Below are 25,735 nucleotides of genomic sequence, written 5' to 3'. Positions count from 1 at the left end.
GTTGCCGTCCGCTCAGAACTCGCGTCCGATCAGGCGGTCGATGGAATAGCGCCCACCGCCGCGCAGGGCGATCAGACCGAAAGCCCCGAACCACAGCGCGCCCAACTGGTAATTGGCACCGCGTGGGATCAGCACGGTCAGCAGCATCACCGTCACCAGGATGAACAGCATCACGGCGGCGGGCCGTGTCAGAAGGCCAAGGATGAGCGCCAGCGATGCGAAAATCTCGACCCCAACGACGAAATAGGCCCAGAGCGCCGCCGGGACGAGGCCCAGTTGTTGCATGAGCTCGACATCGCGCGACACCTCGCCCGCGAGCACCTTGCCAAGCGCGATCTGGATCATCATGCCGCCCGCCAGAACGCGCAGCACCGCATAGGCCAGCGGCTCCAGCCGGTCATAGATGCCACGCAATTGCGGGATGATCAGTCTGGTCATCGAAATCTTCCTACTCTTCCTCTTCGGTGTGACGCCCGCCTCACGCCTGCAGCGGGTCGGCCCCCGGCATCGGTGTCGGCTGATAGGCAATCAGCCGCCACGCATCGCCTTCATCCGCCCAGACGGCCAGAAAGGCGTTGTTGATGCGGCGGGGCTCGCCGCCGACATCCACCTCGGCCGCCATCCGGCCCGCCAGAAGGACGGCGCCGGGAAGGCGTTCCGACCATTCGACCGGGTGGTCGATGCGGTGATAGACGAAGTGGCCGGCGGCCACCTTGGCCAGATAACTGTCCCGGGTGTCGTGATCGCCCAGCGAATGCGTATAGCGCAGCCGCGCCGACAGCAGGTCGCGCAGGGTTGTCACATCACCCGCCCGCATGGCGGCGTAACGACGATCCTCCAGCGCCTGGATATCGGGCATGCTCACCGCAGCACCGCACAGATGTTGAAATGGGTCATCCAGGCTTGCGAGGGGAGTTGTCCCCAGCGATTGACGACCTTGTAGTTGGACAGGTTCTCGCCAGGATCGACGATACGCGGCTGGAAATGCGGATCGGCGATGATCTCCATCTCGGCCGTGGTCTCGACCAGGAAACCGGCTGCATCCACGTAATAGGCGAAGATGTTGTCGCCCGCGCCATGCCGACCTGGCCCCCAGGCAAGGGTGCGGTCCCGGGCGTCCAGAACGTCGCCCAGCCGCTTGAAATCGGCGAAATCGGCGAATTCCCAACTATAGTGATGCAGGCCCCCGCCATCGGGTGACTTGGCCATGCCAATCGTGTGATGGCGCCCGTCGCCAGCGCGCATCCAGGCCAGTTCCCAGCCTTGGGTGCGTTCGCTGAGCTTCAGGCCAAGCACCTGCATCATCAGGTGCGCCGAGGCAGCCGGATCGGCGGCCGTCAGATTGACGTGGTCCAGAAAGCGCGGATGAATGCCCGGCCCGGCATAACGCGGGGGGCGGTCGCGCGGCATCGGCGTGTGGATCTCGATCACATGGCCTTCGGGAAAGGCCACGCTGACCGCGCGTTCGATCACCGGCAGCGAAGGCGTCTCGCTGACGATGGTCAACCCGGCCTCACGCGCCCGGCGGGCGACCTCATCGACATTGGCGGGGTCCAGCGTCTCCAGCCCGATCGCGCGCAGCGACGATTGCTCGGCGCGGTGCAGGATCAGTTCGGCATGACGCGCATTCGATGTCAGCAGCGCCAGGTCCGGGGTCTGATCGACAAGGGCGGCGCCGGCGATCTCGCGGGCGTCCTCGATCGCGCCTTCCAGATCGCTGACATTCAGGGCAATATAGCCCAGACGGTGAACAAGCGGTTCCATTTTGGCCTCCTCCTCCTCCTCAGGATTGCCGGATCCGGATCAGACGACCTCGTCCTCGACCGGGTTGCGCAACGTGCCGATGCCTTCGATCTCGACCTCGACCACGTCGCCGGGCTTCATGTAAAGCTTGGGGTCGCGGGCCATGCCGATCCCCGCGGGCGTGCCGTGACGATCAGATCGCCGGGTTCCAGCGTGATAGCCTCGGAAATGATCGAGATCAGATCCTCGACCGAATAGATCATGTCATTGGTATTGGCGTCCTGCACGGTCTGCCCGTTCAGGCGGGTCTGCAACCGCAGTCCCTTGGCGCCGGCCGGCAGTTCATCGGCTGAAACCGCATGTGGCCCGAAGGCGCCGGTGCCGTCAAAATTCTTGCCGACTGTCCATTGCGGCGACTTGAACTGATAGTCCCGCAGCGAGCCGTCATTGAAGATCGAATAACCGGCAACATGGTCCAGCGCCCGATCCTTGGGGATGTGACGCCCGCGCTTGCCGATGATGGCGACCAGCTCGCCTTCGTAATCCAGGTCCTTCGAGACCTGAGGGCGGATGATGGCGGCACCATCGGCGATCAGGCTGGTGGTGAAACGCGGGAACAGCGTCGGATAGTCGGGCTGCTCATAGGGCGATTCATCGGTGTGGTCGGAATAGTTCAAGCCGACGCAGATGATCTTGCCGGGACGGGCCAGCGGCGGGGCGTTCTTCACGGTGCCCTCGTCCAGCGCCGGGGCCGAGACCACCTTGTCGGCATGGACGCCGTTCAGCACTTCGACCAGATCGACCGAACCCAAATCGGCCCAATCCGTCTCGCGTTTGACGGCGACCCCAGTGGTGCCGTTACGGTCATAACTCGTCACTCGCATCGTTGTCTCCTCCGATCTCTGGTTCGTCCCTTGGATGAACTAGAGATAAGAGAAGTTTAATCGATAATCAATAATATTTTCGAAAATCAGTCGTCAAAACCTGTTTTTTGCAGATCTTCGCCTGACAAGATAATCTCGACCGTTCGCAAAAGGTGTTTTCGGATCAATTGATTGGCCAGATCGGCATCGCGGGCGATCACCGCATCGGACAGGGCGCAATGTTCCGACAGATGGTCGCGCCCGGATGATGAATAGTGGTGCGACAGCTTGCGATAGCGGTCGGCATGATCGGTCAGTTGCTGGCGATACAGCAGTAGGCGGGGCGAATCGCAGGCTGCGACCAGGCTGTCATGAAAGGCCCGGTGGCGTCTTTCCCATTCCGGGTCGATATGGCCGCCTTCGGTCAGGCTGTCGCGCTTGCCAAGGGCGTGTATCGTGGCAACCACGGCCGATTCCCATTGATCGTCACCTCGTTCGATGGCCCTGCGGATTGCCAACGATTCAATTTCCTGACGCATGAACAGCAGGTCATTCAGATCCGAGCGCGAGATCGGCGCGACGCGAAAGCCCTTGTGTTCCTCCAGAATGACCAGCTTTTCGGCGGCTAGCCGGGTCAGCGCCTCGCGTAGGGGTGACAGGCCGACCCCGTAGCTTTCCTTCAACTCATCAAATCGTAGCCGCGCGCCGGGGCGCAGCTCTCCATCGACGATATCGCCACGCAGCCGGTCGTAGACCGAGGCCATCAGGGTCTTGCCGTCCCCATCGGACCGCAGGGGCATGGTCATCGGATGTCCTTTCGATTTTCGCCGGTTCGTCGGCAGTTGCTTATCACATGGTTCGAAGATCAACGCAAAGTTCGATGATCCAGCCGGCAGAGGGCGTTGCTGGCCAGATCCATAAATTCGATGTTATTATTGATTTTCGAAAATATCTATCTTAATCGTCAAATAATGGATGATTCGTAACTTCGGCAGAGGAGGAGCTGCGATGGCTGACGGAATTTCCACCGATGTGCTGATCGTGGGCGCGGGCCCGGCGGGGCTTGCGGCTTCGGCGCTGCTATCGATGTATGGGATCGAAAACCTGGTCATCAACAAATACGGTTGGCTGGCGAACACACCTCGCGCCCATATCACCAACCAAGGCACCATGCAGGTGCTGCGCGATCTGGGGATCGAGGATCGGGCGATGGCTCTGGCCAGCAAGCAGAAGCTGATGGCCAACAATGTGTTTTGCCATAGCCTTGCGGGCGAGGAGTTCGGCCGCGTGCTGTCCTGGGGCAACCATCCGGCGCGCAAGGCCGACTACGAACTGGCCAGCCCGACCGAGATCTGCGACATCCCCCAGACCTATATGGAGCCGCTGCTGCTGGAGGCTGCGGCCTCGCGTGGCGGCAAGATACGGTTCAATACCGAATTCCTGCGGCTGGACCAGGACGACGGGGGCGTCACCGCCCATGTGCGCGACCGGCTGTCGAGTCAGGAATTTCCGATCCGTGCCCGTTATATGATCGGCGCCGATGGCGCCCGCAGCGCGGTGGCGGAACAGTTGGGCTTGCCGATGACGGGTCAGATGGCGTTGTCGGGCAGCATGAATATCCTGTTTGACGCCGATCTGACCAAGTTCGTGGCCCACCGGCCCAGCGTGCTTTACTGGGTTTTGCAGCCGGGCGCCCGGACCGGCGGGATCGGGGCAGGTGTGGTGCGCATGGTCCGGCCGTGGAACGAATGGCTGGCGATCTGGGGCTATGATACCAGCAAGGGAGAGTTGAAGCTGACCGATGACGAGGCGGTGAAGATCGTCCATCAACTCATCGGCGACGATACCATCCCGGTGACGATCCGATCGACCTCGACCTGGACGGTCAACAACATGTGGGCGACCGAGTTTTCAAAGGGCCGGGTTTTCTGCATGGGCGACGCGGTCCACCGTCACCCGCCGCTGAACGGGCTGGGGTCGAACACCAGCATCCAGGACGCCTATAATCTGGCGTGGAAACTGGCTGCGGTGTTGAAAGGGCAGGCGGGGCCGGGGCTTTTGGACAGCTATTCGGTCGAGCGTGTGCCGGTCGCCGAAACCATCGTCAGCCGCGCCAATAACTCGATCAAGGACTATCCGCCGATCTTCGACGCGCTTGGCATGACCGCCAGCGACGATCCGGTGCGGGTCGAGGAACTGATGGCGGCGCGCAAGGGGGCCTCGGACGATGCCAAGGCGCAGCGCCGTGCGCTGAACGACGCGATCCGGCGAAAAAACTACGAATTCAACACTCATGGGGTGGAATTGGGCACCCGTTATGCCTCGGGTGCGGTGGTGTCCGATGGCACGCCGGAACCCGAATTCATCCGTGATCCCGAGCTTTACTATCACCCAACCACTTGGCCCGGTGCGCGGTTGCCGCATGTCTGGCTGGATCACGGCGGCAAACGGGTCTCGTCGGTCGATCTGGGCGGCAAGGGACGCTTTGTCCTGCTGACCGGGCCGGGGGGCGAGGATTGGCGCGCGGCCGCCGCCGCTGTGGGGAAGAAGCTGGGGCTTGACCTGCCAGTGGTCTCGATCGGTCCCGATGGCAGCGATGCGCATGATATCTATGCCGACTGGTATTATCAAAGCGGTGTGCAGGAAGACGGGGCCATTCTGGTCAGGCCCGACAACTATGTCGGTTGGCGTGCCGATGTGATGGTCGAGGCCCCCGAACAGGCGCTGGGGGCCGCACTGAGTCAGATCCTTGCCCGGCAGGATCGCGACGCGCTGGCGGCCTGATCCAAAACCAGAAGGGCCGGGGCGGCGCACGGAGCCGGCCCAGAGCCATCAGCCACCGAACCAGCAACGCACGGCGCGACCCATTCGCAGCCGACGGGCAGGTTTGACCCGACACAAGCCCGAAAAAAGGAGAAACCCCATGAAAACCATCTGCGCGACCGCCACCGCACTGGCCGTCCTGGCACCAATGGCCGGGGCCGAAGAAATTAACCTGACCATCTCGGCAAGCCACGCCATCCAGATCCCCTGGATCGCGCCGCTGCAAGAGGTGATCGTCGCGAAAACCAATGAGCGTCTGAGGGCCATGGGATCCGAGAACAGCATCGTCTGGACGGAATCCTATGGCGGTGCGCTTTACAGTTTCGGTGACACGCTGGAGGCCGTCGGAGACGGTATCACCGATGCGGGTTGGATCGGCTCGCTTTGGGAAGAAAGCAAGATGCCCTATGACAACCTGACCTATTTCACCCCATTCGCCACCGACGATTATGATCTTCAGATGCAGGTCTTCAACCGCCTCTATGATGAGGTTCCGGCCCTGAAAGCCGAATGGGAGGATAACAATGTCGTCTTTCTGGGCGCAACCGGGGCGGATACCTATCACCTCTATACCACGTTTCCGGTCGACTCGATCGACGACCTGAAGGGCCGCAAGATTCTGGCACCCGGTCCGACCGCGCCCTGGATGGCGGCCATCGGGGCGGTCCCGGTGAACGGTGCGCTTCCGACCTACTACAACCAGATTGAAACCGGTGTTGCGGATGGCGTCATTTCGATCGTGACCGGTGCGCATCCGCTGAAAATCCAAGAGGTTGCGCCCTATGTGACACTGGTCGGCGTCGGGGCGAATTTCATCGGCGGGTTCGGGGTGAACAAGGACATCTGGGATGGGCTGCCGGGCGACGTGCAGCAAGTCCTGACCGAGCTTGGCCCCGAATACAGCGCCCGCAACGCGGAAATCCTGAAGGATCGCTATGACACGATCCTGACCGAGCTTGCCGCCGATCCCAAGGTAACGCTGACCACGCTGCCCGCAGCCGAGCGGCAGAAATGGGTCGATGCACTGCCCGATCTGGCCGGGCAATGGGCCGCGAAACTGCCCGAGGGCAAGGTGATGCTGGATGCCTATATGGCCGCGATCCGCGAAGCCGGCGCCACCCCCGCCCGCGACTGGAAGGTCGAGTAACCGAAGCGGCGCCCGCGCCAGCCCCAAGGAGGATAAGATGCTGCAATCGGATGAGACGCCCATGGCCCCCGAAGGGCTGGTCACGCGGGCTTACGGTCAGGTGACCGGTGGGCTGTCGGCGCTCGGCACGATCTGGATTTTCGTGCTGATGCTGCTGATCTGCGCCGATGTTGCGGGCCTCGCGCTGTTTTCGCAGCCGCTTTACGGCGTCGTCGAGGTGGTCGAGCAGACCATCGTGCCGGTGGTGTTCCTGCAATTGGCCCATGCGCTGGCCCATGGTCGGCTGACGCGCGCGGACTTTCTGTTCGCGCCACTGGCCAAGGCCGATCCAGCGGCGGCGGCGGTGCTGAACATGCTGTTCCTGCTGATCGGGGGCGTGCTGTTCGGCGCTCTGACCTGGGTGTTGTGGGGCGATTATGCCAGTGCCTTCAGAGGCGGGGAGTTCATCGGCGCCAGCGGCGTCTTTACGCTGCCGACATGGCCCTTCAAGCTGCTGACCGCCATTGGCTGCGCAGCCGCCACGATTCAGTTCCTGCTTGAGGCCACCGACGTGGCGCGGCAGTTGCCCGAGATGCTGACGCGCGGGCGGGGCCGCTGGCTGGTGCCGGCGCTGATCGGCGTGGCGGTCGTCATCGGTGCTGTCTGGCTGGTTGCGACAGGCGATTTCAGCCGCACCACGCTGGGCATCCTGGCGATCCTGTTCCTGCTGGTGCTATTGATGGCGGGGATGCATGTCGCTGTGGTTCTGGGCGTCGTCGGCGTGGTCGGGATCTGGCTGATCCGGGATAATCCGAACGTGGCGCTGAATTCGCTGAAGACCTCGGCCACGGGCACGATCAACAAATTCGATTTCGGCGTCGTCCCGCTATTCGTGCTGATGGGGCTTTTTACCGATATCTCTGACATTGGCCGCGATGCCTATCGGGTGGCCGCGTGGTGGACGAGGAAATTGCTGGGTGGCCTTGGGATTGCCACGGTCGCAGCCAATGCGGTCTTTGCGGCAATTACCGGCATCTCGATCGCCTCGTCGGCCATCTTCTCGCGCGTGGCGGTGCCGCAGATGGTCGCACATGGCTATACGCCGCGTTTCGCCACCGGCACGGTGGCGGGGTCGTCGATCCTGGGCATGCTGATCCCGCCCAGCCTGCTGCTGATCATCTTCGGCTTCGTCACCGAAACATCGGTCGGCAAACTGTTTCTGGCGGCGATGGTGCCGGGGATCCTGATGGCGCTGATCTTCTGTATCACCATCATCCTGCTGGCGAAGTTCCGCCCCGATTTTGTCGGTCAGCCCACCGGCAATGATGATCTGGAACCCGAAACGCTGGCCAGTTCCGCCCGGCGCCTGCTCCCCATCGTGGTGCTGGTCGGCATCGTTCTGGGCGGCATCTATCTGGGCTGGTTCACGCCGACACAGGCGGGGGCGGTCGGCGCCTTCGCCACAATGATCGTGACCATCCTGCGTCGCCGCCTGACCCGCGCGAACCTGTGGAACGTGCTGCGCGAGACCGGGCAGATCACCGTTGCGGTCCTGTCTCTGGTCATCGGTGCCAGCGTGCTGACCAAGGCACTGGTCATGTCCACTCTGCCGGCGCAGATGGTGCAATACGCGGTCGACTCGGGCTTTGGCTTCTGGGGCGTGATCGTGCTGTTCCTGCTGGTGGTGATCGTGATGGGGATGTTCCTCGACTCGACGTCGATCATCGTCATCACCGTGCCTATGGTGGTGCCGCTGGTGACGACACTGGGAACGGGGATCATCGGCCCCGATGTGCTGATCTGGTTCGGCATCGTCACCATTATCGCGGTCGAGATGGGGCTGTTGACGCCCCCCTTCGGAATCAGCGTCTTCGTGGTCAAAAGCACGGTCGGGGACTTGTGCAGCCTGCAGGACATCTTTGCCGGGGTCATGCCCTATGTGCTGGCCATGGCGGCGCTGATCGGGATTTGCATGGCTTTCCCGGCAGTCGTCACAGGTATCTTGTGAGGTGCCGGCTCATGCAGGGTGCTCGGTGCACGGATAACGCGAGCTTCACCGATCTCCCTGTCTTTCGAAGAACGCTGCGACCGTTTCGGATGTCTTGCTTCTGTCTGTAACAACACCTTGGCCGGGCGCCCCCACCTCGTGGGGGGGCGAGTTCGGCTGATTTGCCAGCACCGCGTTCAACACCGGCCCGAACAGGTTCCGAGGGCAGGTGGAGTCGAGAATGTCGAGGGCGCTTTGCCCGAGCCTGCATGGAAGGCCGCGCAGCACATGGCACTGCGCAGGTCGTCACGTCGGTCTGTCGGGGTTAAAGGTCAGCAGCCGCAGGGCGTTCAGCGTGACCAGCACGGTGGCGCCGGTATCGACCAGAATGGCGATCCACAACCCGGTGATGCCCAGTAGCGTCGTGACCAGAAACACCGCCTTCAGCCCCAGGGCGATGGTCACGTTCTGGCGGATATTGGCCATGGTGGCGCGGGCCAGCCGGATCAGCGCCGGAATATCCGTCACCCGGTCGCGCAGGATCGCCGCATCGGCGGTTTCCAGCGCCACATCGGTGCCCGATCCCATGGCCACGCCGACGCTGGCCTGCTTCAGCGCCGGTGCGTCATTGATGCCGTCGCCGACCATCATCACGCCGCCATGCGCGGCCATGTCGCGGATGGTGTTCAGCTTGTCCTCGGGCAGCATCTCGGCGCGGAACTCGGTGCCCAGACTGTCGGCGATGGCGGCGGCGGTGCGGGGGTTGTCGCCGGTCAGGATCGTGGGGGTCAGGCCCATGGCGCGCAGCTGCGCCACCGCGTCCACTGCATCGGCGCGCGGTTCGTCGCGCAGCGCGATCAGGCCAAGCGCACCGTCGGGCGCATAAAGCACGGCGACAGTCTTGCCCTCATCCTCCAGCGCGGTGGCGCGGGCTGCTGTATCGCCCGCGAGCGCGCCTTGTTCGACGGCAAAGCGCGGGCTGGCGACGGTCAGGCTGCGCCCCTCGACCTGGGCCGAGACGCCCTTGCCGGTGATCGCCCGCGCGGCGGTGGCGGCGGGCAGCGCCACCCCTTCGGCCCGGCGCAGGATCGCCTGCGCCAGCGGGTGGCTCGACCCGGCCTCGACCGCGGCGGCAAGGCGGATCACCTCGGCCTCGGTGGCGCCGTTCAGGGCCACCACATCCACCACTTGCGGGCGGCCATGGGTCAGGGTGCCGGTCTTGTCAAAGGCGACCGTATGGACATTCGCGGCCGCCTCGATCACCGCGCCGCCCTTCATCAGCAGCCCGCGCCGGGCGCCAGATGACAGCGCCGAGGCGATGGAGGCGGGAACCGAGATCACCAGCGCACAGGGGCAGCCGATCAGCAAAAGCGTCAGCCCGCGATAGATCCAGGTCTGCCAGTCGGCGCCCGTGGCCAGCGGTGGCACGACGATGACCAGCGCCGCCAGCGCCACGATCAGCGGCATATACCAGCGGCTGAAGCGGTCGATGAAGCGTTCGGTGGGCGCGCGGGCCTCCTCGGCCTCCTCGACCAGGCGGATGATGCGGGCGATGGTATTGTCCTCGGCCGCCTTGGTGACGCGGATGCGCAGCGCCGCCTCGGTGTTGATCGACCCGGCAAAGACCGCATCGCCGGGACCCTTGGTGACGGGAACGCTTTCGCCGGTCACCGGGCTGTCATCGACGCCCGAGGTGCCCTCGATGATCTCGCCATCGGCGGGGACGCGGTCGCCGGGACGGGCCAGCACGATCTGGCCGATCTGCAACGTCTCGGCGGGAACCTCGCGGGTGGCGGTGCCCTCGACCAGCAGGGCGGTCTTGGGCACCAGATTGGCCAGTGCGCGGATGCCGTCGCGGGCCTTGTTGGCGGCCACGCCTTCCAGCACCTCGCCGACGGTGAACAGGAACACGACCAGCGCCGCTTCCTCGGCCGCGCCGATGAACAGCGCGCCAATGGCGGCGATGGTCATCAGGCTTTCGATGGTGAAGGGCTGGCCCATGCGCAGCGCGGCCCAGGCCCGCCGGGCGACGGGCGCCACGCCAATGACACAGGCGGCGATGAAGGCCCAATGGGCGATCGCGCCGGGCATCAGCAGCTTGACCGCCCAGGCCGCCGCCAAGAGCGCGCCGGTAAAGATCACCAGCCGCCCCTTGCCGGTCTGATACCAGCTTTTGCCCCGGTCGGCGGGATCGGCATGGCCATGACCGGCATGATCATGGCCCGCGTGATCGTGGCCAGTGTGATTGTGGCCGGTGTGATCGTGGTCGTCATGGTCGTCGGCCGTCGCCGGAACGGGTTCCCCCGGTAGCACAAAAGCCTTCTTCTTCGCGGCGGTCTGGCCCTTGGGCGCGATGCCGAAGCCAAGCGCCTTGACCGCCTCCTCGATCCGGGCGGGCGGCGTGGTGTCGGGCACCAGCATCACCGTCAGCTTTTCGGCCATCAGCGCGACCGAAACCTCGCTGACGCCCGGCATCCGTTCCACCGCCCGCGTCACCTTGGTCACGCAGGATGCGCAATCCATGCCGCTGACATTCCATTCCAGTTTCTTCGCTTCGGACATCTTGCCCTGCCTTTCAGTCATTTCCGTCCGTCTCTCAGGGCTCGGAGGGGATCGCGCCGGGAGGGTCCACCTCGACCGTCGCGTGAAGGATGTCGTGTTTCCCGGCCAGACGCGCGGCGACCTGACGGGGCAGGGCCAGCGGATCGGTGCCGGGGGTGGGGGTGACATGGACAGTGGCCACGGCGCGATTGTCGGTCAGCGTCCAGACATGCAGGTGCCCGACCTCGGCCACGCCGGGCAGCGTCGCCAGATCGGCCATCACCGCCTTGGTATCCAGCCCGCGCGGGGCGGCCTGCATCAGCACGAAGATGGATTCCGCCACCAGACCCCAGGCCGAGCGCACCACCAGCACCGCCACCAGCACCGACAGGATCGGGTCCAGCACGGTCCAGCCGGTCAGCATGATGCCGACGGCCGCCCCGATGGCGCCCACCGAACCCAGCAGATCGCCCAGCACATGCAGCATGGCACCGCGCAGGTTGGCATCGTTCTGCTGGCCCGCGCGCAGGATCAGGAAACCCGCGATATTGACCAGCAATCCGACGACGGCGACGGCCAGCATCGGCCCGGCCAGAACCTCGACCGGATCGCGAAAACGGCGGATCGCCTCGTAGACGATCCAGGCGACAAGGATCAGCAGCGAGGCACCATTGGCCAGCGCCGCCAGCACCCGGACCCGGTGGAAACCGTAACTGACCTCGGGCGTGGCCGCGCGCCGGGCCACGCGATAGGCGATCAGTGCCAGAAGCAGCGCCGCCGCGTCCGAGATCATGTGCCCGGAATCTGCGACCAGCGCCAGCGAACCGGACAACAGCCCGCCGATGGCCTGCAGGATCGCGTAGCCAAAGGTCATCAGGAAGACAAAGCGCATCCGGCGTTCATTGCCCGCCGTCACCTCGACCGTGTGGCTGTGTCCGGCATGGTCGCCTTTGGTATGGTCATCGCCCAAGTGATCGTGGTCCGCGTGATTGTGTCCTGCGTGGTTGCCATCCTTGTCGGGGTCGTGCTGCGTCATTTCTACCTCTGACCGCGCCGTCGCGGCCTTGTCCGAATCATCTTTCCATCCTACCTAATTGCTCTAGTGGCTATAGCTTCAAGAGGTTTTTCGATGTTTTCGATCGGGAAGTTGGGACGGGCGGCGCGGGTTAAGGTCCCGACCATCCGCTATTACGAGCAGATTGGCCTGCTGCCTGAACCCGACCGCAGCGCCGGCAACCAACGGCTCTATCCGCGAACGGCGCTGGACCGGCTGGCCTTCATCCGTCATGCCCGCGAACTGGGCTTTCCCCTTGACGCGATCCGTGACCTGTTGGGCCTGTCGGACCATCCCGACCAGTCCTGCGCCGCCGCCGATGCCATTGCACGAGCCCAACTGGACGCCGTTCGCGACCGTATCGTGCGCCTGAAGGCGCTGGAAGGTGAATTGGAACGCATGCTGGACCAATGCGCCAGCGGCACGATTTCTGACTGCCGGGTGATCGAGGTGCTGGGCGATCACGCCAATTGCGCACACGATCATGATGGGAAGGATCTGGGATGACCTGCCCGCCAGCTTGACCATCTATGCGCTGGTGGCGCTTGCCGGTAATCAAGCGGCCCTCTTTACACGAGATGTTATTCGCGCCGCCATCATCGCCATGGGGATCATAGTTTGCGCCGTCACCCCGCCGCGCGACCACCACCATGACAGTCAGCGGTGATCCGGCCTATCTGCCGTGTCGGCCCCTTGACCATGTGGACATGATCTCGCCCCGCCCGATCCTATTTGTTGTCGGCTTTGTTGTCGGCGGGAATGCTCATTCGTTGTTCGTCAGCGAACAGGCCTTTGCCACAGGATATGACTGCGGGCGTGGCGACCTGTTTGCGGCCCCCTGCCTGAAGCGATGACCAGCATGTTCGCTGTTCGAACGCCGCTATCTATCAACTGACAATCCGGCCCCGACCGTCAACAGACGGTCAGGACGTTATTACTCGATAATCCTAGTGCGTATTCTGCGAGGGCGACGTGGGCTTCTTTCGTCCCAGCTTTGCCGAAAACCATTCTGTTATCGTCTGAATGACGTAATACAGTGATGGGATGATAAACAGCCCGATCAGCGTCGCGCCCAACATCCCGGCGATGATGGTAACACCGACAGCATTTTGTGCGCCGGCACCGGCACCATGCGATTCCGCCAAGGGCAGGACGCCAAAGATGAAGGCCAGCGCCGTCATCAGCACGGCGCGGAAACGGGCTTCTGCCCCGGTCCGGGCGGCGTCCATGATGGACATGCCTTCCTCTCGTCGTTCCTTTGCAAACTCAACGATCAGGATGGCGTTCTTCGCGGCAAGGCCGATCAGCAAGACCAATGCGATCTGCACATAAAGGCTCATCTGCATGCCGGTGATGAACAGACCGACACCCGCACCAAATGCTGCTGCCCCAAGGGAAAGCAGGATCGCGATCGGCAACGCAAAACTTTCGTAAAGGGCGACCAGAAACAGGTAGGCGAAGATCAGCGACATGACATAGGTGATATACTGGTTTCCGCCGCCCTGCTGTTCCTGATAGGAAAGCCCGGCCCATGCAACGTCATAACCTTCGGGCATGTCCTCCTGGGCGATACGTTCGACCGCCGCCATGGCTGCGCCAGAGCTTTGGCCGGGGGCCGCCTGACCATTCACCGTCGCCGATACCTGCTGATTGAAGCGGTTGATGACATAGGGACCAAGCAGGGTTGTTGTCGATGCCACCGTGCGCAAGGGCACCATCGCCCCGCTGCTGCTGCGGACATAAAGGTTCATCAGATCGTCGATGTCAGACCGGTATTCGCCATCTGCGGCCAGTGTCACCTGATAGTTGCGTCCGCCCGTGGTGAAATCGTTGATATAGCTTGATCCGAACGAGACACCGATGGCGCTGTAGATATCGGCCGGGCTAAGCCCAAGACGCTCGGCCCGGACGCGATCAACGTTCAGATAGACCTGTGGAACGTCTGCGCTGAAGGTTGAGCTGAGCCCGCCAATCGCAGGATCCTGATTGGCTGTTGCCAGAAATGAGCGCAGCGTTTGGGCAAGTTCGGCCGGTGATTGTCCCTGCAGCGTCCGAAAGCGCATATCAAGGCCACCCACGGCACCCACGCCCGGAATAGGCGGGGGCGAAAAGGCGGCAATGGTCGCACCGGGAACCTGACTGAACGTCTGATTCAAGGTCCCGAGAATATTGTTAAGCTGCGTTTCCTCGCTTTCGCGATCTGCCCAGGGTTCCAGCGCAACCACGGCCATACCGCCATTCGGCGCCACGGTGCCCTGCAGAATGCTGAAACCGGAAACGGAAATGACCTGTTGGACGCCGGGCGTTTTCTCTAACTCATCCCGCACAAGTGCCATGATGCGGTCCGTGCGTTGCAGGGATGCCGCATCGGGAAGCTGGACGTTGACGAACAGGGCACCTTGATCTTCGTCCGGCAGAAACGTGGTCGGTAGCGCGGTGATCAAATAGACCGCGCCAACGATACAGGCCGCTAGAATGCCCACGGGAATGACCCAGATGCGCAGCATGACCCCAACGATCTTGCCATAGGTGTCGCGCATCCAGTTCAGCCCTGCCTCGATCCATGCCAGCGGACCACGCTTGCCCCCCTCTTTCGGGGGGCGCAGCATGATCGCGGCTATGGCTGGGCTAAGCGTGACGGCAACGATGGCGGACATGACCAATCCGCCCGAAATCGTCACCGCGAACTGTCGGAACAACTGTCCGTTGATCCCCGGCAGAAAACCCGTCGGAATAACCACCGCCAGTAGCACAAACGTGGTCGAGATGATTGGCCCGGTAATCTGGACCATGGCCTTTTTCGCGGCGTCCCGCACGGACATGTCGGGGTCTTCCTCCAGCAGGTGCTGGACGTTTTCCACGACAAGGATTGCGTCATCCACCACAAGCCCGATGGCCAGCACAAGCGCCAGCAGCGAGATCATGTTCAGCGAATAGCCCATCAGCAGCAGCACAGCCATCGCACCCAGCAAGGATACCGGGATCGACACACCTGCCACGATTGTTGCCCGCCAATCCTGCAAGAACAGGAAGATCACCACCATGACGATGACGAATGCTTCCACCAGAATACGCATGATCAGTTCGATGCTGGAGCTGACGAACAGGGTCGCGTCATAGACCGTGTCGTAGACCAGATCACCGGGAAAGCCTTGCTTTGTTTCTTCCAGCATCGCCAGAATGGCGTCGCGGGTTTCAAGCGCGTTTGCACCCGGACCCAGATTGACCTGCACCATCGTTGCGTTCCGGTCGCCCACCATGGCCTGCGCGGCATAGGATTGTGCGCCCAACTCGATCCGGGCAACGTCGCCCAGCCGCACGATGCTGCCATCTTCTCCGGTGCGGACGATCAAAGCTTCAAACTGCTCTGGTTCTGCAAGCCTGCCCTGAGACACCAGTGTATATTGAACCTCGGTCCCTTCCGGTGCCGGCGGGCCGCCAAGCTCTCCCAATGCGGCCTGCACGTTCTGGGTTTGGATGGCTGCGGCAACCTCATCGGCAGTGACGCCAAGCGCCACCATCTTGGGCGTGTCCAGCCAGACCCGCATGGCATATTCCGACGTCCCGACCGAGGACGCGTCGCCGACACCGGGAATGCGAACGATTTCGTCGATCAGCGAGGTATTGACGTAGTTGGCAACGGCCAGATCGTCCATCTGGCCGTTTTCGGAATAGAAACCAAGCGCAAGCAGGAAGTCCGGCGAACTGGCACGAACCTGGACACCTTGTTGCTGCACCTCGTTCGGCAGGTTGGATGTCGCCAACTGCACACGGTTTTGCACATTGACCTGCGCCTGATCCGGGTCGGTCCCGATCTCGAACGTAATCGCCAGCGAATATTGCCCCGCGTTGGAACTGGTCGAAGACATATAGGTCATGTCGTCGACACCATTCACGGCAGATTCAATCGGGCCGCCGATCACATCGGCAATGGTTTCGGCGCTGGCACCCGGATAGGCCGTCGATACATTGACGGTGGGCGGCGTGATGTTCGGATATTGCTGAATAGGCAGCGCAAACAGCGCGATTGCCCCGACGATCGAAATGACGATCGAAATGACCAGCGCAAACCGAACCCGATCAATAAAGAAATTCGAGATCATGGCGCATCACCATCAGACGCAGCGGCATCATCCGTGCTTTGACCTTCGGCATCCTGTTGGATCGCTGCGGTATCCTCTTCGGCTGCTTGTGCGCCGACCCTGACCGCCATGCCGTCCTGCAGTCGCTGAACGCCCTCGACGACGACGGCTTCTCCGCCTGCCAGCCCCTCGGTGACTGCCCATCCGTTCATGACGCGCGGGCCTGTCGAAATACGTTTCTGGGACACGGTCTGATCATCATTCACCACAAAGACATAACGCCCTTCGCGATCCTGAAGAACGGCAGTTTGTGGCACCACGGGCAGACTTTGGGGATCTTTTTCTGCAATGACCATGGTGACGAATTGGCCTGGCAGCAGCAAGGCATCGGGGTTTGCATAGACAATTCTGACCGCGATACTGCCAGTGGCGGGATCGACCCGATTGTCGATATATTCCATTGTCCCGGTTTGCGCATATTCGGTGTCGTTCGACAGCATAAGCTTGAAGTTCACGTTTTCCGCGCCGGTTTCGGCCATCCCGCTTTGCTGCATGTCCAGCAAAAGTTGTTCCGAGATCGAAAAGACAACCCGGACCGGATCAAGCTGGACGACCTGTGCCAGCGACCCCGCCGAAGGGCCGACAAAGTTGCCTTTGGTAATCAGGGCTTGTCCGATCTTGCCGGTGATCGGGCTGGTGATGGTGGTATATCCCAGATTGATCTGGGCCAGTTCAACGCCCGCTTGCGCCGCTTGAACATTCGCCTCGGCGACCTGAAAATCGGCGCGGGCCTGTTCAAGGTTGACCTGCGCGGCGGCGTTCCTGTTCACCAGTTCCTGCTGGCGGTTGGCTTCGCTTTCGGCCCGGACGCGTTGTGCTTCGGCCTGGGCCAGATTTGCCTGCGCAGAGGCGACTTCGGCCTGATATTGCTTCGGTTCGATCTGGAAAAGCCGGTCGCCGGTCTGGACGATCTGCCCGGGGCTGAAGACGACCTCGTCAATGAAGCCCTGAATCCGGGCCATGATCTCGACGCTCTCAATTGCTTCGACACTGGCGGTAAAGCTTTCCGGCGCGTCGATTGGCTGAACTTCAATCTGATGCGTTACGACGGCCGGTGGAGGGGCGTCTTGTGCCTGCAGATTGGTTGCGAATAATCCCCCCAATAGCGTCGCAGAAATCGTCGCTCGCAGCACTACCCTGTCGATCCCAAACATGATCTGCCCCTTGAATGATTGCGTGGTGAATATCCAACTTTTTCTAGATTCGTCAGGTTGATAGTAACGCGAGGTCATCCGCTTGCAATGTTGAATGCTTGCATTCGCGGGCAAAATCGAATGTGCGCCTCCTGCCGTGTGGTGGCCGCATGTTCGATGCAAGCGAACGGCGGTTTCGGTCAGGTAACCCTGCCATATGGCAGGGCGATGACCAGATTTATGTTCAAGACGGCCCGCAGATGACGACCGTTGCCACAAGGTGGAAAATGTTTCCTTGCAAAACCCGCTTGGGTGCGGGACGCGATTTTTTCGCTTGTGCGAAGTGTCGGTTCAGTGCGGGGCCATTCAAAAATCGTTATCCTGACAGGAGAATGTTATGAGAGCTTTTGGATTCCTGAGCTTCGGACATTACGGAAATTCATATGGTTCGCAGGCGAAAACGGCCAGCGACATGATCCGGCAAGCTGTTGAGATCGGTGTGGGTGCCGAGGAACTGGGCGTTAACGGCGCGTATTTCCGCGTGCATCATTTCGCTCGCCAGCAGGCGGCCCCCATTCCGCTGCTGACCGCCATCGCCGCGAAAACCAAGCGCATCGAGGTTGGCACCGGTGTTATCGACATGCGCTATGAAAACCCTCTGCATCTGGCCGAGGAGGCGGCGGCGCTGGATATCATCGCTGACGGCCGGATTGCGCTTGGCATCAGTCGCGGATCGCCCGAAACGGCTTTGCGTGGGTATGAGACGTTTGGTTATACCGGTTCGACGGACCCCCGTGGGGCAGATATCGCCCGAGAAAAATTCGACCAGTTTCTGAATGCGATCGACGGAAAAGGTGTTGCCAAAGGCAATCCCAATCTGGTCGGCACCGGTCAGATGTTGCCGATCGAGCCGCAATCACCCGGCTTGCGCGGCAATATCTGGTGGGGTTCGGCCACACGCGACAGCGCGGAATGGACCGGGCGGCTGGGCCTGAACATGATGTCCTCGACCGCGTTGGTCGAAGATACGGGGCAACCCTTTGATGAATTGCAGGCTGAACAGATCCTGCGCTTCCGCGAAGCCTATCGTGCGGCCGGTCACAAGGGCGCGCCGCGCGTGTCGGTCAGTCGCAGCATCATTCCGATCATGAACGAAACCGACGCGGCCTATTTCGGGCATCGCAGCAGCAGCGAGGCACAAGACAGCTACGGAATCATGGACGGCTACAGGGCGACATCGGGCCGGACCTATGCGGCTGAGCCCGACAGGCTGATCGAGGAGTTGAAGCGGGACAAGGCCATCGCCCTTGCCGATACGTTGATGCTGACGATCCCCAACCAGCTGGGTCCGGAATATAACCTGCATATTCTGGAATCCTTCGCGAAACACGTCGCCCCGGAACTGGGCTGGCAGCCGAACTGGAATGGCGCTGTCACAGGTGATCCAATCGGCTAAGACCAAGGCCGAACATGGAAACGACGCCGGCGTGCAAGCGCCGGCGTTCACGCATCAATGGCTTTGCCGCCGATCATCCTGGCTGCCCTGTCGATCCGGGCCTCAATCTCGGCCCAGTCGGGCGGATCGCCCATTAAGGCGTGATTGACGGCATCGGTCACGATCATATCGTGAAACAGCACCGCGTCTCGCTGTGCGTTCGGCCCGCCACCCAGGAAATCCGCGATGACCGCCTGACTGGTTTTCGGTCCGACGCGATACCATTCGGCCATCAGATGTGGCATCCGCCTCGAAACAGCCATGACCATCCGCTGAAACGCGATATGACGCGGCTGCATCAGTTGCCGCATCAGGGTGCGGCCCAATATGCCAAGACCGGTCTCTTGCGCGATCTGGCCAAGATCCAGGGCAGTCAAGGGCGACAGAAATTCAGCGGCAAGCCGGTGAACGATCTGGGTGAACAGCCCATTCTTGTCGCCGAACTGCTTGTAGACGTTGGTTTTCGAACCGCCGGACACACGCAGGATTTCATCAAGGCTGACAGCATCGAAGCCACGATCCAGAAATGCCTGCGTCGCGGCGTCAAGGATTTGTTCGTGGCGTGCAGCACCCCGGACATTCAGCCGGGGTGCCTGAGCGGCGGGGTCGGTCATTCCGCAGCGACTCCTGTGGATCTGGTGGCGACTTGCCGTGCCGAGGGTGCATGGTGGTGCGCAACCCGGAAAGCGCGGCGATCAACGTGCTGCCCATACAACAGGCTGCCTATCACAATGGCAACGCCAAGCGACTGAACCGGTGAAGGCAGAAACCCGCGAAAGATCGCGTCCAGCGCAAAGGCTGTCAGCGGGGTCAGCAGCATCATCGGTGCGACGGCGGACGGACCGGCGCTTTGCACCGCGCTGAACCAGAGTGCAAAGGCAAGCGCCGTGACGATCAAAGCGATGATGGCCAGGCCAAGGATATTGATGGCGCCAAGGCTGGTGGGAATATCACCCAACAGGGCGGCGACCACGGATAGCTCGACCCCGGCGATCGCCATTTGCCAGCCGGTCAGCCCAAGGATGGAACCCGGGCGTCCCCATTTATGGACAAGTGAGCTGCCAAGCGCGACCGACAGGGCTGCGCCAAGGGCGGCAGCGACCCCGATCAGGTCCAACGTCGCATTTCCCTTCAGCACAACCATCGCCACCCCGACAACGCCAAGCCCAACCGCTACCAGCTTTGAACGCGACGGAATGGCGCCAAGCAAGGGCCACGCCAGAAGCACCATGAACAGCGGCCCTAGCGCTTGAAAGGTGGCGGCCATTCCGCCGGGCAACCGGATGGCCGCGACAAATAGCAATGCAAAGAACAGGGCGCTGTTCAGGGTGCCCAGAACGATGATGCGGCCCCACCATTGGCGCGGTGGAAATTCGCGCGCAAGCAGCAGCAGTGGCAGCGCACCGCCCAAGGCACGGACCGCAGCGATGAACATCGGGTTTTGTGGCAGCATGGAGGTGGTGACGATGTAGGTAAAGCCCCACAGAATTGCGGCAAATGCCGCGGCAGGTAAGGGTGGCAATGTCATGACAAGCCTATGGTTTGATTGTTCAGATGATTGTTTGATACCATATAGTATCATAAATGGACAAAGTGGTATTAATAATGTGCATGACGGCATTCTACCGGACGCATGGCTGCGCGGCCTTGCGCATCGGATAACCCCAATGCAATCTGGCTGTGTCGTGATGCGTATCCATAGGTTCGGAGAAAAATGAGCGGCCTTGCCTACAAGATCGATATTCTGGTGATCGGCGGTGGGCAGGCAGGATTATCAGCGGCCTATCACCTACAGCGGTCCGGGCTGGTTGGCGGCAAAGGGTTTCTGGTGCTGGACAAGTCGCCGCAGCCGGGCGGCGCCTGGCAGTTCCGCTGGCCGTCATTGACGATGAAGACGATCAACCGGTTGCACGATCTGCCGGGCATGGGGTTTGCCGAGGTGCTGGACCCCGGCCAGACCGAGGTCAAGGCGGCCGAGGCCGTGCCCGCCTATTTCAAGGCCTATGAAGAACGCTTTCATCTGCCGATTTATCGTCCGGTGACGGTGCGTCTGGTCTGCGGTCGGGGTGAACGGCTGCGTGTCGAAACCGATCATGAAACCTTTTCCGCCCGCGGTATCATCAACGGCACCGGCACGTGGGATGCGCCGCAGATTCCGTATTATCCGGGACGAGAGCTGTTTCGGGGGCGTCAGATCCACACGCATGACTATCACATTCCCGACGAGTTTGTCGGACAGCGTGTTGCCATCGTGGGGGCGGGTATTTCTGCCTTGCAGATACTGGACGAAGTTTCTCGCGTCGCCGAGACCATCTGGGTCACGCGTCGTCCACCAGAATATGTTGATGCGGCCTTTGGACCCGAACTTGGCCGCGCGGCCGTTGCAATGGTCGAAGAGCGGGTTCGTCAGGGGCTGGCCCCGCGTTCGGTGGTGTCCGTCACGGGCATCCCCCGGACGGCCGCCATCGACGCGATGGAGGCGCGAGGCGTTCTGAACCGTCAGCCGATGTTTACGGAAATCACGCCGACGGGTATCCGTTGGGCCGATGGACGCGAAGAACCTGTCGATGTCATTATCTGGGCGACGGGTTTTCGCAGCGCGCTGGATCATCTGGCCCCTTTGCAATTGCGCGAAGAAAACGGCGGAATCAAGATGACGGGCCGGTTGACCACGCAGACCGTTCGCGATCCGCGTGTGCATCTGGTCGGCTACGGCCCCTCGGCCTCGACCATCGGCGCAAATCGGGCGGGCGCCGCGGCTGCGCAGGAACTGGTCAGTTATCTTGGCCTTGTGCCGCCCAAAGCAAAATCAGAATAGGGGAAATCCATGTCCGACGGCGTTATCGAGAATCCGCAAGAGCATCGTTTTGAACTGGCGCTGGACGGCGATGATATTGCTGCCGCCTATTACCAGATGGACGGAAATGGAAATCTGGTGCTGACCCATACCGAAGTGCCGTTTGAATACAGCGGACGCGGGATTGGCACCCGGTTGGCCATCGGCACCTTTGATCTGATCCGGGCATCAGGGCGCAAGGCCGTGCTGAAATGCAGCTTCATGGCCCGGTTTTATACGACCCATCGGGAATATGACGATATCGTCGTGGGGTGAAGCCTAGGCGTTTTCGGCGTCATAGCGTGTTTGGGCGCTGACGATCTCTGCCTCGTTCGCGATGGCCCATGCGCCAAGCGCCTCGACCGGGCCACGCAGCGAATGGCCAAGTTCGGTCAGCGCATATTCAACGCGCGGCGGTGTCGTTGGATAAACCTTGCGAGAGATCAGGCCGTCACGCTCCATCCCTCGCAGGGTCAGCGTCAGCATACGTTGCGAGATCGAACCGATATCGCGGCGAATCTGATTGAAGCGACGCGGCCCCTCACGCAAGGCCATGACGATCAGGACCGACCATTTGTCGCCAATACGGACAAGGATCGGGCGCACGGCTTCGCAGCCGCCCAGCAGGTCATCATTTGACAGATGCGGTATCATGGATGTGCCTTCTTGTGTCAAAAAATTCAGTATCAATATAGGTGCAAGTTACGAATTTATACCAGCCGGTCGTGAAAATAATCTGGCCGCTGACGATAGGAGGGAATGAGATGGAACTGGGTGTTTACAGCTTTGGCGACGTGCAGCGCGATCCCAAGACGGGTGAACTTGGCAGCACAGCCGAGGCACAGCGCAACCTGTTGGAGGCGATCCAACTGGCTGATGAGGTGGGACTGGATTATTTCGGGATTGGCGAACACCATACCCGCGAAATGCCCGCATCCGCTGCGACGGTGATCCTTGGGGCTGCTGCGTCAACGACGAAGAATATTACGCTTGGCAGTGCGGTTACGGTGCTGTCGACCGATGACCCCGTGCGGGTGTTTCAGCAATTCGCGACGCTGGATGCGTTGTCGAATGGTCGCGCCGAAATCACTGCGGGTCGTGGCTCGTCCACCGAAAGCTTTCCGTTGTTTGGTCACAGCCTGAACGATTACGATGATCTTTATGCCGAAAAGCTGGACCTGCTGCTGAAGCTGAACGACAGCGAAGAGGTGACCTGGGAAGGCCAGTTTCGTCCGTCGTTGAATCATGCCCTGGTCGTGCCGCGCCCCGAAAACGGCAAGCTTCCGATCTGGCTGGCCACGGGCGGGAACCCGAACTCGACGGTGCGTGCGGCGATTGCCGGTCTGCCGGTCAGCTATGCGATCATCGGTGGTGATGCTGAACGGTTCGCACCCCTGGCACAACTGTATCGTCAGGCGGTCGAACAGGTGAAGGTGCCCGGTGCGGATACCCGTGTTTCGGTCGCCAGCCCCGGTTTCGTGGGTGATGATGCCAAGGCCGCCAAGGATCTGTGGTGGAACCATTACCACGAGGCGTTCCGCGCCTTGGGCGAAATCCGTGGCTTCCCGGCCCCGCAGCGTCCCGGTTACGACCGCGATGCCAACGGCAAGGGCGCATTGTTTGTCGGCAGCCCCGAGGAAATCGCCGACCGTATCGTCGCGCTGCATGGGGCGATGCAACATGACCGGCACTTCTTCCAGATGGATCTGGGGCAAGTGGCACAAAAGGATTTCCTGCGCTCGATCGAGTTGCTGGGAACCAAGGTGAAACCATTGGTCGATGCCGCTTTGGCCCAGAAAGCCGACGCCCCGACCGAAGCTGTGTAAGGGAGGTTCATATGTCCGAACCGAAAATCATCGGTATTCTTGGCGCAGGTCGCGTTGGCACGGCGATTGCACGCCGCGCCCTTGCCGCCGGGTATGAGGTGCGCGTCGCCTCGTCCCGGCCCGCGTCCGATATTGCGCTGGTGTTGCAATTCACCGCCCCCGGTGCCGTTGCCGCCGATGCTTCCGATGTCATCGCACAAAGCGATGTCATCGTGCTGGCGCTGCCGCTGTCGAAATATCGCAGCCTGCCGGCGGATCAGTTGGCCGGTAAGATTGTCATCGACACGATGAATTATTGGGCGCCGACCGACGGAACCTTGACGGAATTCGAAGGCGCACCAAGCAGCAGTGAAGTGGTGGCCGACTATCTGACAGGTGCGCGACTGGTGCGCAGCTTCAACCATATGGGCTATCATGAAATGGACGGCGAAGCCCGTCCGGCAGGCGATCCCGACCGTCGCGCCATGGCCGTGGCTGGCGATGATGCGCAAGCGCGTAGTATCGTGGCGGATATCATCGACCGGATGGGCTTTGACCCGGTTGACGCAGGCAGGCTGGCAAATGCCCGCGACTTTGCCATCGGGACGCCGGTTTTCGGCGCACCCCTTGGTCGCCACGACTTGCAAGCGGCGCTGCGTGCGCCACTTGCCGCATGAAAGCGGATGGAAAGGAACTGAGCATGGCCGACCCTATCAAGATCGACATCTGGTCAGATATTGCCTGCCCGTGGTGTTATATCGGCAAGCGCCGTCTGGAAACGGCCCTGTCGCAGTTTGCCGAAGGCCCGGACGCGGTGCCGGTTCAGGTGGAATATCACAGCTATGAACTGGACCCGACCGCACCGGCCGAATACGCCGGAAATCACGCGGAATATCTGGCCAAGCATCTGCGTGCCTCGCCCCAACAGGTGCAGGAAATGGACCGTCAGATCACTGATCTGGCCTTGCAAGAAGGACTGGATTATCACCTTGATGACATCAAAGTCACCAATACCGGCAAGGCCCATCAACTGATCCATTTTGCCAAGGAACACGGCCGCGAAGCCCAGATGAAGGAACGTCTGCTGCGCGCCTATTTCAGCGAAGGCCGCCATGTCGGGCGGGATGCCGAACTGGCAGATCTGGCCGCCGAGATCGGGCTGGACCGTGACGCCGCCTTGTCGGCGCTGATGCAGGGGACGTATCGGCAGGCGGTTGAGGGCGACAAGGCACGGGGTGCTGCTGTTGGCGTCAAGGGTGTGCCTTTCTTTGTCGTCGATGGCAAATACGGCATATCGGGTGCCCAGCCCTCGGAGCTGTTTTTGCAGGCGCTGAACAAGGTCAAGTCCGACCGGGATCAGGTCGCACGATGAGCGGCGAACTGATTTCGCTTGGTGACGGCGGCGGCGTTTGTCAGGGGGGCGTATGTGAATTGCCCACCGCGCAACCTGCTGCGGGCGCCACATCTCCCCTGCCAAAGCTGACCCTGATCAGCTTTCCGACATGCCCTTATGTTCAGCGAGCGGTGATCGCGCTGAAAGAGCGCGGCGTGGATTTCGAGGTGATCTATATCGACCTTGCCGCCAAGCCCGATTGGTTTCTTGCAATTTCTCCCCTTGGTAAAGTGCCGGTCTTGAAGGTCGAGCGCGAGGGCTTTGATCCTGCGATCCTGTTTGAAAGCACCGTTATCCTGCAATATCTGGATGAAACGCTGCCGGGGGCGCGGCTGTTTCCCGAAGATGCACTGGACCGTGCGCGACAGCGGGCATGGATCGAATATGCCGGCAGCCTGCTGGGCGATCTGTTCAAGCTGTCGCAGGCCCGCGAGGGCGCCGCGTTCGATGAAGCCATTGCTGCGCTAAAGGCGCGTTTGCAGCCGTTGGAGGCCGAGGTGCGGGGACCGTTTTTCGCGGGCGAGGCTTTTTCTGCGGTCGATGTGGTTTACGCCCCGGCATTTCGACAGATCGACACATTGCAAACCGTGCGACCGCTGAATGTGCTGGACGATTTTCCGGTGCTTGATGCGTGGCGGCAGGCCTTGTCAGGCCGCCCCAGTGTCAAGGATGCCGTGCCGGTCGATTTCAGTGAACGGTTTCTTGACCGCCTGCGCAAATCCGACAGTTTCGTGGTTCGAGAGCGCTGACACATTCGTCTTGCGACCGGCGGGGACGATGCGTCCCCGCTGGTT

The 25,735-nt window shown here is 61.6% G+C and carries 23 protein-coding genes and 1 pseudogene; 12 read left to right on the top strand and 12 right to left on the bottom strand.

Annotated elements, in window-relative coordinates; genetic code table 11:
• Positions 1 to 12: 12 nt before the first annotated feature.
• The 5 genes and pseudogenes from H4P12_RS12235 to H4P12_RS12215 form a co-directional block, all read right to left on the bottom strand.
• On the bottom strand, positions 13 to 438 hold the full coding sequence (locus H4P12_RS12235; protein ID WP_187793933.1) for a DoxX family protein: 426 nt from the start codon (positions 436 to 438) through the stop codon (positions 13 to 15).
• Positions 439 to 478: 40 nt separating this feature from the next.
• Positions 479 to 859: a nuclear transport factor 2 family protein gene (locus tag H4P12_RS12230; protein ID WP_187793932.1), complete on the bottom strand. Its 381-nt coding sequence runs from the start codon at positions 857 to 859 to the stop codon at positions 479 to 481.
• A 2-nt stretch (positions 860 to 861) separates the two neighbouring features.
• Positions 862 to 1,764, bottom strand: a complete 903-nt coding sequence (locus H4P12_RS12225; protein WP_187793931.1) for a VOC family protein — start codon at positions 1,762 to 1,764, stop codon at positions 862 to 864.
• A 39-nt stretch (positions 1,765 to 1,803) separates the two neighbouring features.
• Positions 1,804 to 2,627, bottom strand: a pseudogene (locus H4P12_RS12220) (fumarylacetoacetate hydrolase family protein).
• A gap of 86 nt (positions 2,628 to 2,713) precedes the next feature.
• A complete protein-coding gene (locus H4P12_RS12215) occupies positions 2,714 to 3,412 on the bottom strand; it encodes an FCD domain-containing protein (RefSeq protein WP_223115793.1) in 699 nt (232 codons plus the stop codon).
• 202 nt (positions 3,413 to 3,614) lie between these two features.
• Here H4P12_RS12215 and H4P12_RS12210 point away from each other — a divergent pair, with 202 nt between their 5' ends.
• From H4P12_RS12210 to H4P12_RS12200, 3 genes are all read left to right on the top strand, one after another.
• A complete protein-coding gene (locus H4P12_RS12210; RefSeq protein ID WP_187793930.1) occupies positions 3,615 to 5,390 on the top strand; it encodes an FAD-dependent oxidoreductase in 1,776 nt (591 codons plus the stop codon).
• 139 nt (positions 5,391 to 5,529) lie between these two features.
• Positions 5,530 to 6,576: a C4-dicarboxylate TRAP transporter substrate-binding protein gene (locus H4P12_RS12205; RefSeq protein WP_187793929.1), complete on the top strand. Its 1,047-nt coding sequence runs from the start codon at positions 5,530 to 5,532 to the stop codon at positions 6,574 to 6,576.
• Between the two features lie 37 nt (positions 6,577 to 6,613).
• Positions 6,614 to 8,563 (top strand): TRAP transporter large permease subunit, encoded by a 1,950-nt coding sequence (locus H4P12_RS12200; protein ID WP_187793928.1) that lies wholly within the window; start codon positions 6,614 to 6,616, stop codon positions 8,561 to 8,563.
• Positions 8,564 to 8,848: 285 nt separating this feature from the next.
• Here H4P12_RS12200 and H4P12_RS12195 read toward each other — a convergent pair whose 3' ends face one another.
• Both H4P12_RS12195 and H4P12_RS12190 read right to left on the bottom strand, forming a co-directional pair.
• Positions 8,849 to 11,104, bottom strand: coding sequence for a heavy metal translocating P-type ATPase (locus H4P12_RS12195; RefSeq protein WP_187793927.1), 2,256 nt, complete (start codon positions 11,102 to 11,104; stop codon positions 8,849 to 8,851).
• Between the two features lie 34 nt (positions 11,105 to 11,138).
• Positions 11,139 to 12,119, bottom strand: coding sequence for a cation diffusion facilitator family transporter (locus H4P12_RS12190; protein ID WP_187793926.1), 981 nt, complete (start codon positions 12,117 to 12,119; stop codon positions 11,139 to 11,141).
• A 93-nt stretch (positions 12,120 to 12,212) separates the two neighbouring features.
• Here H4P12_RS12190 and H4P12_RS12185 point away from each other — a divergent pair, with 93 nt between their 5' ends.
• Both H4P12_RS12185 and H4P12_RS12180 read left to right on the top strand, forming a co-directional pair.
• On the top strand, positions 12,213 to 12,644 hold the full coding sequence (locus H4P12_RS12185; protein ID WP_187793925.1) for a MerR family transcriptional regulator: 432 nt from the start codon (positions 12,213 to 12,215) through the stop codon (positions 12,642 to 12,644).
• Positions 12,622 to 12,804 carry a hypothetical protein gene (locus H4P12_RS12180; RefSeq protein ID WP_187793924.1) on the top strand — a complete coding sequence of 61 codons (183 nt, stop codon included), beginning with the start codon at positions 12,622 to 12,624 and terminating at the stop codon, positions 12,802 to 12,804. Before H4P12_RS12185 ends, H4P12_RS12180 begins: the two co-directional genes overlap by 23 nt.
• Positions 12,805 to 13,084: 280 nt before the next feature.
• Here H4P12_RS12180 and H4P12_RS12175 read toward each other — a convergent pair whose 3' ends face one another.
• Positions 13,085 to 16,240, bottom strand: a complete 3,156-nt coding sequence (locus H4P12_RS12175) for an efflux RND transporter permease subunit (RefSeq protein WP_187793923.1) — start codon at positions 16,238 to 16,240, stop codon at positions 13,085 to 13,087.
• On the bottom strand, positions 16,237 to 17,433 hold the full coding sequence (locus H4P12_RS12170; protein WP_187793922.1) for an efflux RND transporter periplasmic adaptor subunit: 1,197 nt from the start codon (positions 17,431 to 17,433) through the stop codon (positions 16,237 to 16,239). Before H4P12_RS12170 ends, H4P12_RS12175 begins: the two co-directional genes overlap by 4 nt.
• 376 nt (positions 17,434 to 17,809) lie before the next feature.
• Here H4P12_RS12170 and H4P12_RS12165 point away from each other — a divergent pair, with 376 nt between their 5' ends.
• Positions 17,810 to 18,868, top strand: coding sequence for an LLM class flavin-dependent oxidoreductase (locus H4P12_RS12165; RefSeq protein ID WP_187793921.1), 1,059 nt, complete (start codon positions 17,810 to 17,812; stop codon positions 18,866 to 18,868).
• 47 nt (positions 18,869 to 18,915) lie between these two features.
• Here the strand turns inward: H4P12_RS12165 and H4P12_RS12160 are convergent, their stop codons facing one another.
• Together H4P12_RS12160 and H4P12_RS12155 are read right to left on the bottom strand one after the other, a co-directional pair.
• Positions 18,916 to 19,521 carry a TetR/AcrR family transcriptional regulator gene (locus H4P12_RS12160; RefSeq protein WP_187793920.1) on the bottom strand — a complete coding sequence of 202 codons (606 nt, stop codon included), beginning with the start codon at positions 19,519 to 19,521 and terminating at the stop codon, positions 18,916 to 18,918.
• The gene (locus H4P12_RS12155) at positions 19,518 to 20,435 is read right to left on the bottom strand and encodes a DMT family transporter (protein ID WP_187793919.1); all 918 of its coding nucleotides are present in this window, start codon (positions 20,433 to 20,435) and stop codon (positions 19,518 to 19,520) included. The genes H4P12_RS12160 and H4P12_RS12155 overlap by 4 nt, the downstream gene beginning before the upstream one ends.
• A 186-nt stretch (positions 20,436 to 20,621) precedes the next feature.
• Here H4P12_RS12155 and H4P12_RS12150 point away from each other — a divergent pair, with 186 nt between their 5' ends.
• Together H4P12_RS12150 and H4P12_RS12145 are read left to right on the top strand one after the other, a co-directional pair.
• Entirely contained in the window at positions 20,622 to 21,725 is a 1,104-nt protein-coding gene (locus H4P12_RS12150; protein ID WP_187793918.1) for an NAD(P)-binding domain-containing protein, read from the top strand.
• 9 nt (positions 21,726 to 21,734) lie between these two features.
• The gene (locus tag H4P12_RS12145; protein ID WP_187793917.1) at positions 21,735 to 22,019 is read left to right on the top strand and encodes a GNAT family N-acetyltransferase; all 285 of its coding nucleotides are present in this window, start codon (positions 21,735 to 21,737) and stop codon (positions 22,017 to 22,019) included.
• 3 nt (positions 22,020 to 22,022) lie between these two features.
• On the opposite strand, the gene H4P12_RS12140 is transcribed toward H4P12_RS12145, so the two are convergent.
• Entirely contained in the window at positions 22,023 to 22,397 is a 375-nt protein-coding gene (locus H4P12_RS12140) for a winged helix-turn-helix transcriptional regulator (RefSeq protein ID WP_187793916.1), read from the bottom strand.
• 110 nt (positions 22,398 to 22,507) lie between these two features.
• Here H4P12_RS12140 and H4P12_RS12135 point away from each other — a divergent pair, with 110 nt between their 5' ends.
• From H4P12_RS12135 to H4P12_RS12120, 4 genes are read left to right on the top strand one after another with little or no spacing between them, the layout of a single operon-like run.
• Positions 22,508 to 23,569 carry an LLM class flavin-dependent oxidoreductase gene (locus H4P12_RS12135; protein WP_187793915.1) on the top strand — a complete coding sequence of 354 codons (1,062 nt, stop codon included), beginning with the start codon at positions 22,508 to 22,510 and terminating at the stop codon, positions 23,567 to 23,569.
• An 11-nt stretch (positions 23,570 to 23,580) separates the two neighbouring features.
• A complete protein-coding gene (locus H4P12_RS12130) occupies positions 23,581 to 24,225 on the top strand; it encodes an NADPH-dependent F420 reductase (RefSeq protein ID WP_187793914.1) in 645 nt (214 codons plus the stop codon).
• A 23-nt stretch (positions 24,226 to 24,248) separates the two neighbouring features.
• Complete coding sequence (locus H4P12_RS12125) at positions 24,249 to 24,920, top strand: DsbA family oxidoreductase (RefSeq protein ID WP_187793913.1); 672 nt, start codon at positions 24,249 to 24,251, stop codon at positions 24,918 to 24,920.
• Positions 24,917 to 25,690 (top strand): glutathione S-transferase family protein, encoded by a 774-nt coding sequence (locus H4P12_RS12120; RefSeq protein ID WP_187793912.1) that lies wholly within the window; start codon positions 24,917 to 24,919, stop codon positions 25,688 to 25,690. Before H4P12_RS12125 ends, H4P12_RS12120 begins: the two co-directional genes overlap by 4 nt.
• The last annotated feature ends 45 nt before the right edge of the window (positions 25,691 to 25,735 follow it).

Origin of the sequence: Paracoccus amoyensis, from assembly GCF_014490725.1 — a bacterium.
Lineage (GTDB): Bacteria > Pseudomonadota > Alphaproteobacteria > Rhodobacterales > Rhodobacteraceae > Paracoccus > Paracoccus amoyensis.
The sequence above is the reverse complement of the archived record's forward strand: the minus strand, read 5'-3'. Positions and strand labels throughout refer to the sequence as shown.

Excerpts from the sequence above, each read along its gene's own strand:
- H4P12_RS12195 (WP_187793927.1), bottom strand. The coding sequence starts at position 11,104 with ATGTCCGAAGCGAAGAAACTGGAATGGAATGTCAGCGGCATGGATTGC.
- H4P12_RS12140 (WP_187793916.1), bottom strand. The coding sequence starts at position 22,397 with ATGATACCGCATCTGTCAAATGATGACCTGCTGGGCGGCTGCGAAGCC.
- H4P12_RS12175 (WP_187793923.1), bottom strand. The coding sequence starts at position 16,240 with ATGATCTCGAATTTCTTTATTGATCGGGTTCGGTTTGCGCTGGTCATT.
- H4P12_RS12230 (WP_187793932.1), bottom strand. The coding sequence starts at position 859 with ATGCCCGATATCCAGGCGCTGGAGGATCGTCGTTACGCCGCCATGCGG.
- H4P12_RS12200 (WP_187793928.1), top strand. The coding sequence starts at position 6,614 with ATGCTGCAATCGGATGAGACGCCCATGGCCCCCGAAGGGCTGGTCACG.
- H4P12_RS12125 (WP_187793913.1), top strand. The coding sequence starts at position 24,249 with ATGGCCGACCCTATCAAGATCGACATCTGGTCAGATATTGCCTGCCCG.
- H4P12_RS12170 (WP_187793922.1), bottom strand. The coding sequence starts at position 17,433 with ATGTTTGGGATCGACAGGGTAGTGCTGCGAGCGACGATTTCTGCGACG.
- H4P12_RS12225 (WP_187793931.1), bottom strand. The coding sequence starts at position 1,764 with ATGGAACCGCTTGTTCACCGTCTGGGCTATATTGCCCTGAATGTCAGC.
- H4P12_RS12155 (WP_187793919.1), bottom strand. The coding sequence starts at position 20,435 with ATGACATTGCCACCCTTACCTGCCGCGGCATTTGCCGCAATTCTGTGG.
- H4P12_RS12180 (WP_187793924.1), top strand. The coding sequence starts at position 12,622 with ATGATGGGAAGGATCTGGGATGACCTGCCCGCCAGCTTGACCATCTAT.
- H4P12_RS12145 (WP_187793917.1), top strand. The coding sequence starts at position 21,735 with ATGTCCGACGGCGTTATCGAGAATCCGCAAGAGCATCGTTTTGAACTG.
- H4P12_RS12135 (WP_187793915.1), top strand. The coding sequence starts at position 22,508 with ATGGAACTGGGTGTTTACAGCTTTGGCGACGTGCAGCGCGATCCCAAG.
- H4P12_RS12210 (WP_187793930.1), top strand. The coding sequence starts at position 3,615 with ATGGCTGACGGAATTTCCACCGATGTGCTGATCGTGGGCGCGGGCCCG.
- H4P12_RS12165 (WP_187793921.1), top strand. The coding sequence starts at position 17,810 with ATGAGAGCTTTTGGATTCCTGAGCTTCGGACATTACGGAAATTCATAT.
- H4P12_RS12120 (WP_187793912.1), top strand. The coding sequence starts at position 24,917 with ATGAGCGGCGAACTGATTTCGCTTGGTGACGGCGGCGGCGTTTGTCAG.
- H4P12_RS12185 (WP_187793925.1), top strand. The coding sequence starts at position 12,213 with ATGTTTTCGATCGGGAAGTTGGGACGGGCGGCGCGGGTTAAGGTCCCG.
- H4P12_RS12215 (WP_223115793.1), bottom strand. The coding sequence starts at position 3,412 with ATGACCATGCCCCTGCGGTCCGATGGGGACGGCAAGACCCTGATGGCC.
- H4P12_RS12235 (WP_187793933.1), bottom strand. The coding sequence starts at position 438 with ATGACCAGACTGATCATCCCGCAATTGCGTGGCATCTATGACCGGCTG.
- H4P12_RS12150 (WP_187793918.1), top strand. The coding sequence starts at position 20,622 with ATGAGCGGCCTTGCCTACAAGATCGATATTCTGGTGATCGGCGGTGGG.
- H4P12_RS12160 (WP_187793920.1), bottom strand. The coding sequence starts at position 19,521 with ATGACCGACCCCGCCGCTCAGGCACCCCGGCTGAATGTCCGGGGTGCT.
- H4P12_RS12190 (WP_187793926.1), bottom strand. The coding sequence starts at position 12,119 with ATGACGCAGCACGACCCCGACAAGGATGGCAACCACGCAGGACACAAT.
- H4P12_RS12205 (WP_187793929.1), top strand. The coding sequence starts at position 5,530 with ATGAAAACCATCTGCGCGACCGCCACCGCACTGGCCGTCCTGGCACCA.
- H4P12_RS12130 (WP_187793914.1), top strand. The coding sequence starts at position 23,581 with ATGTCCGAACCGAAAATCATCGGTATTCTTGGCGCAGGTCGCGTTGGC.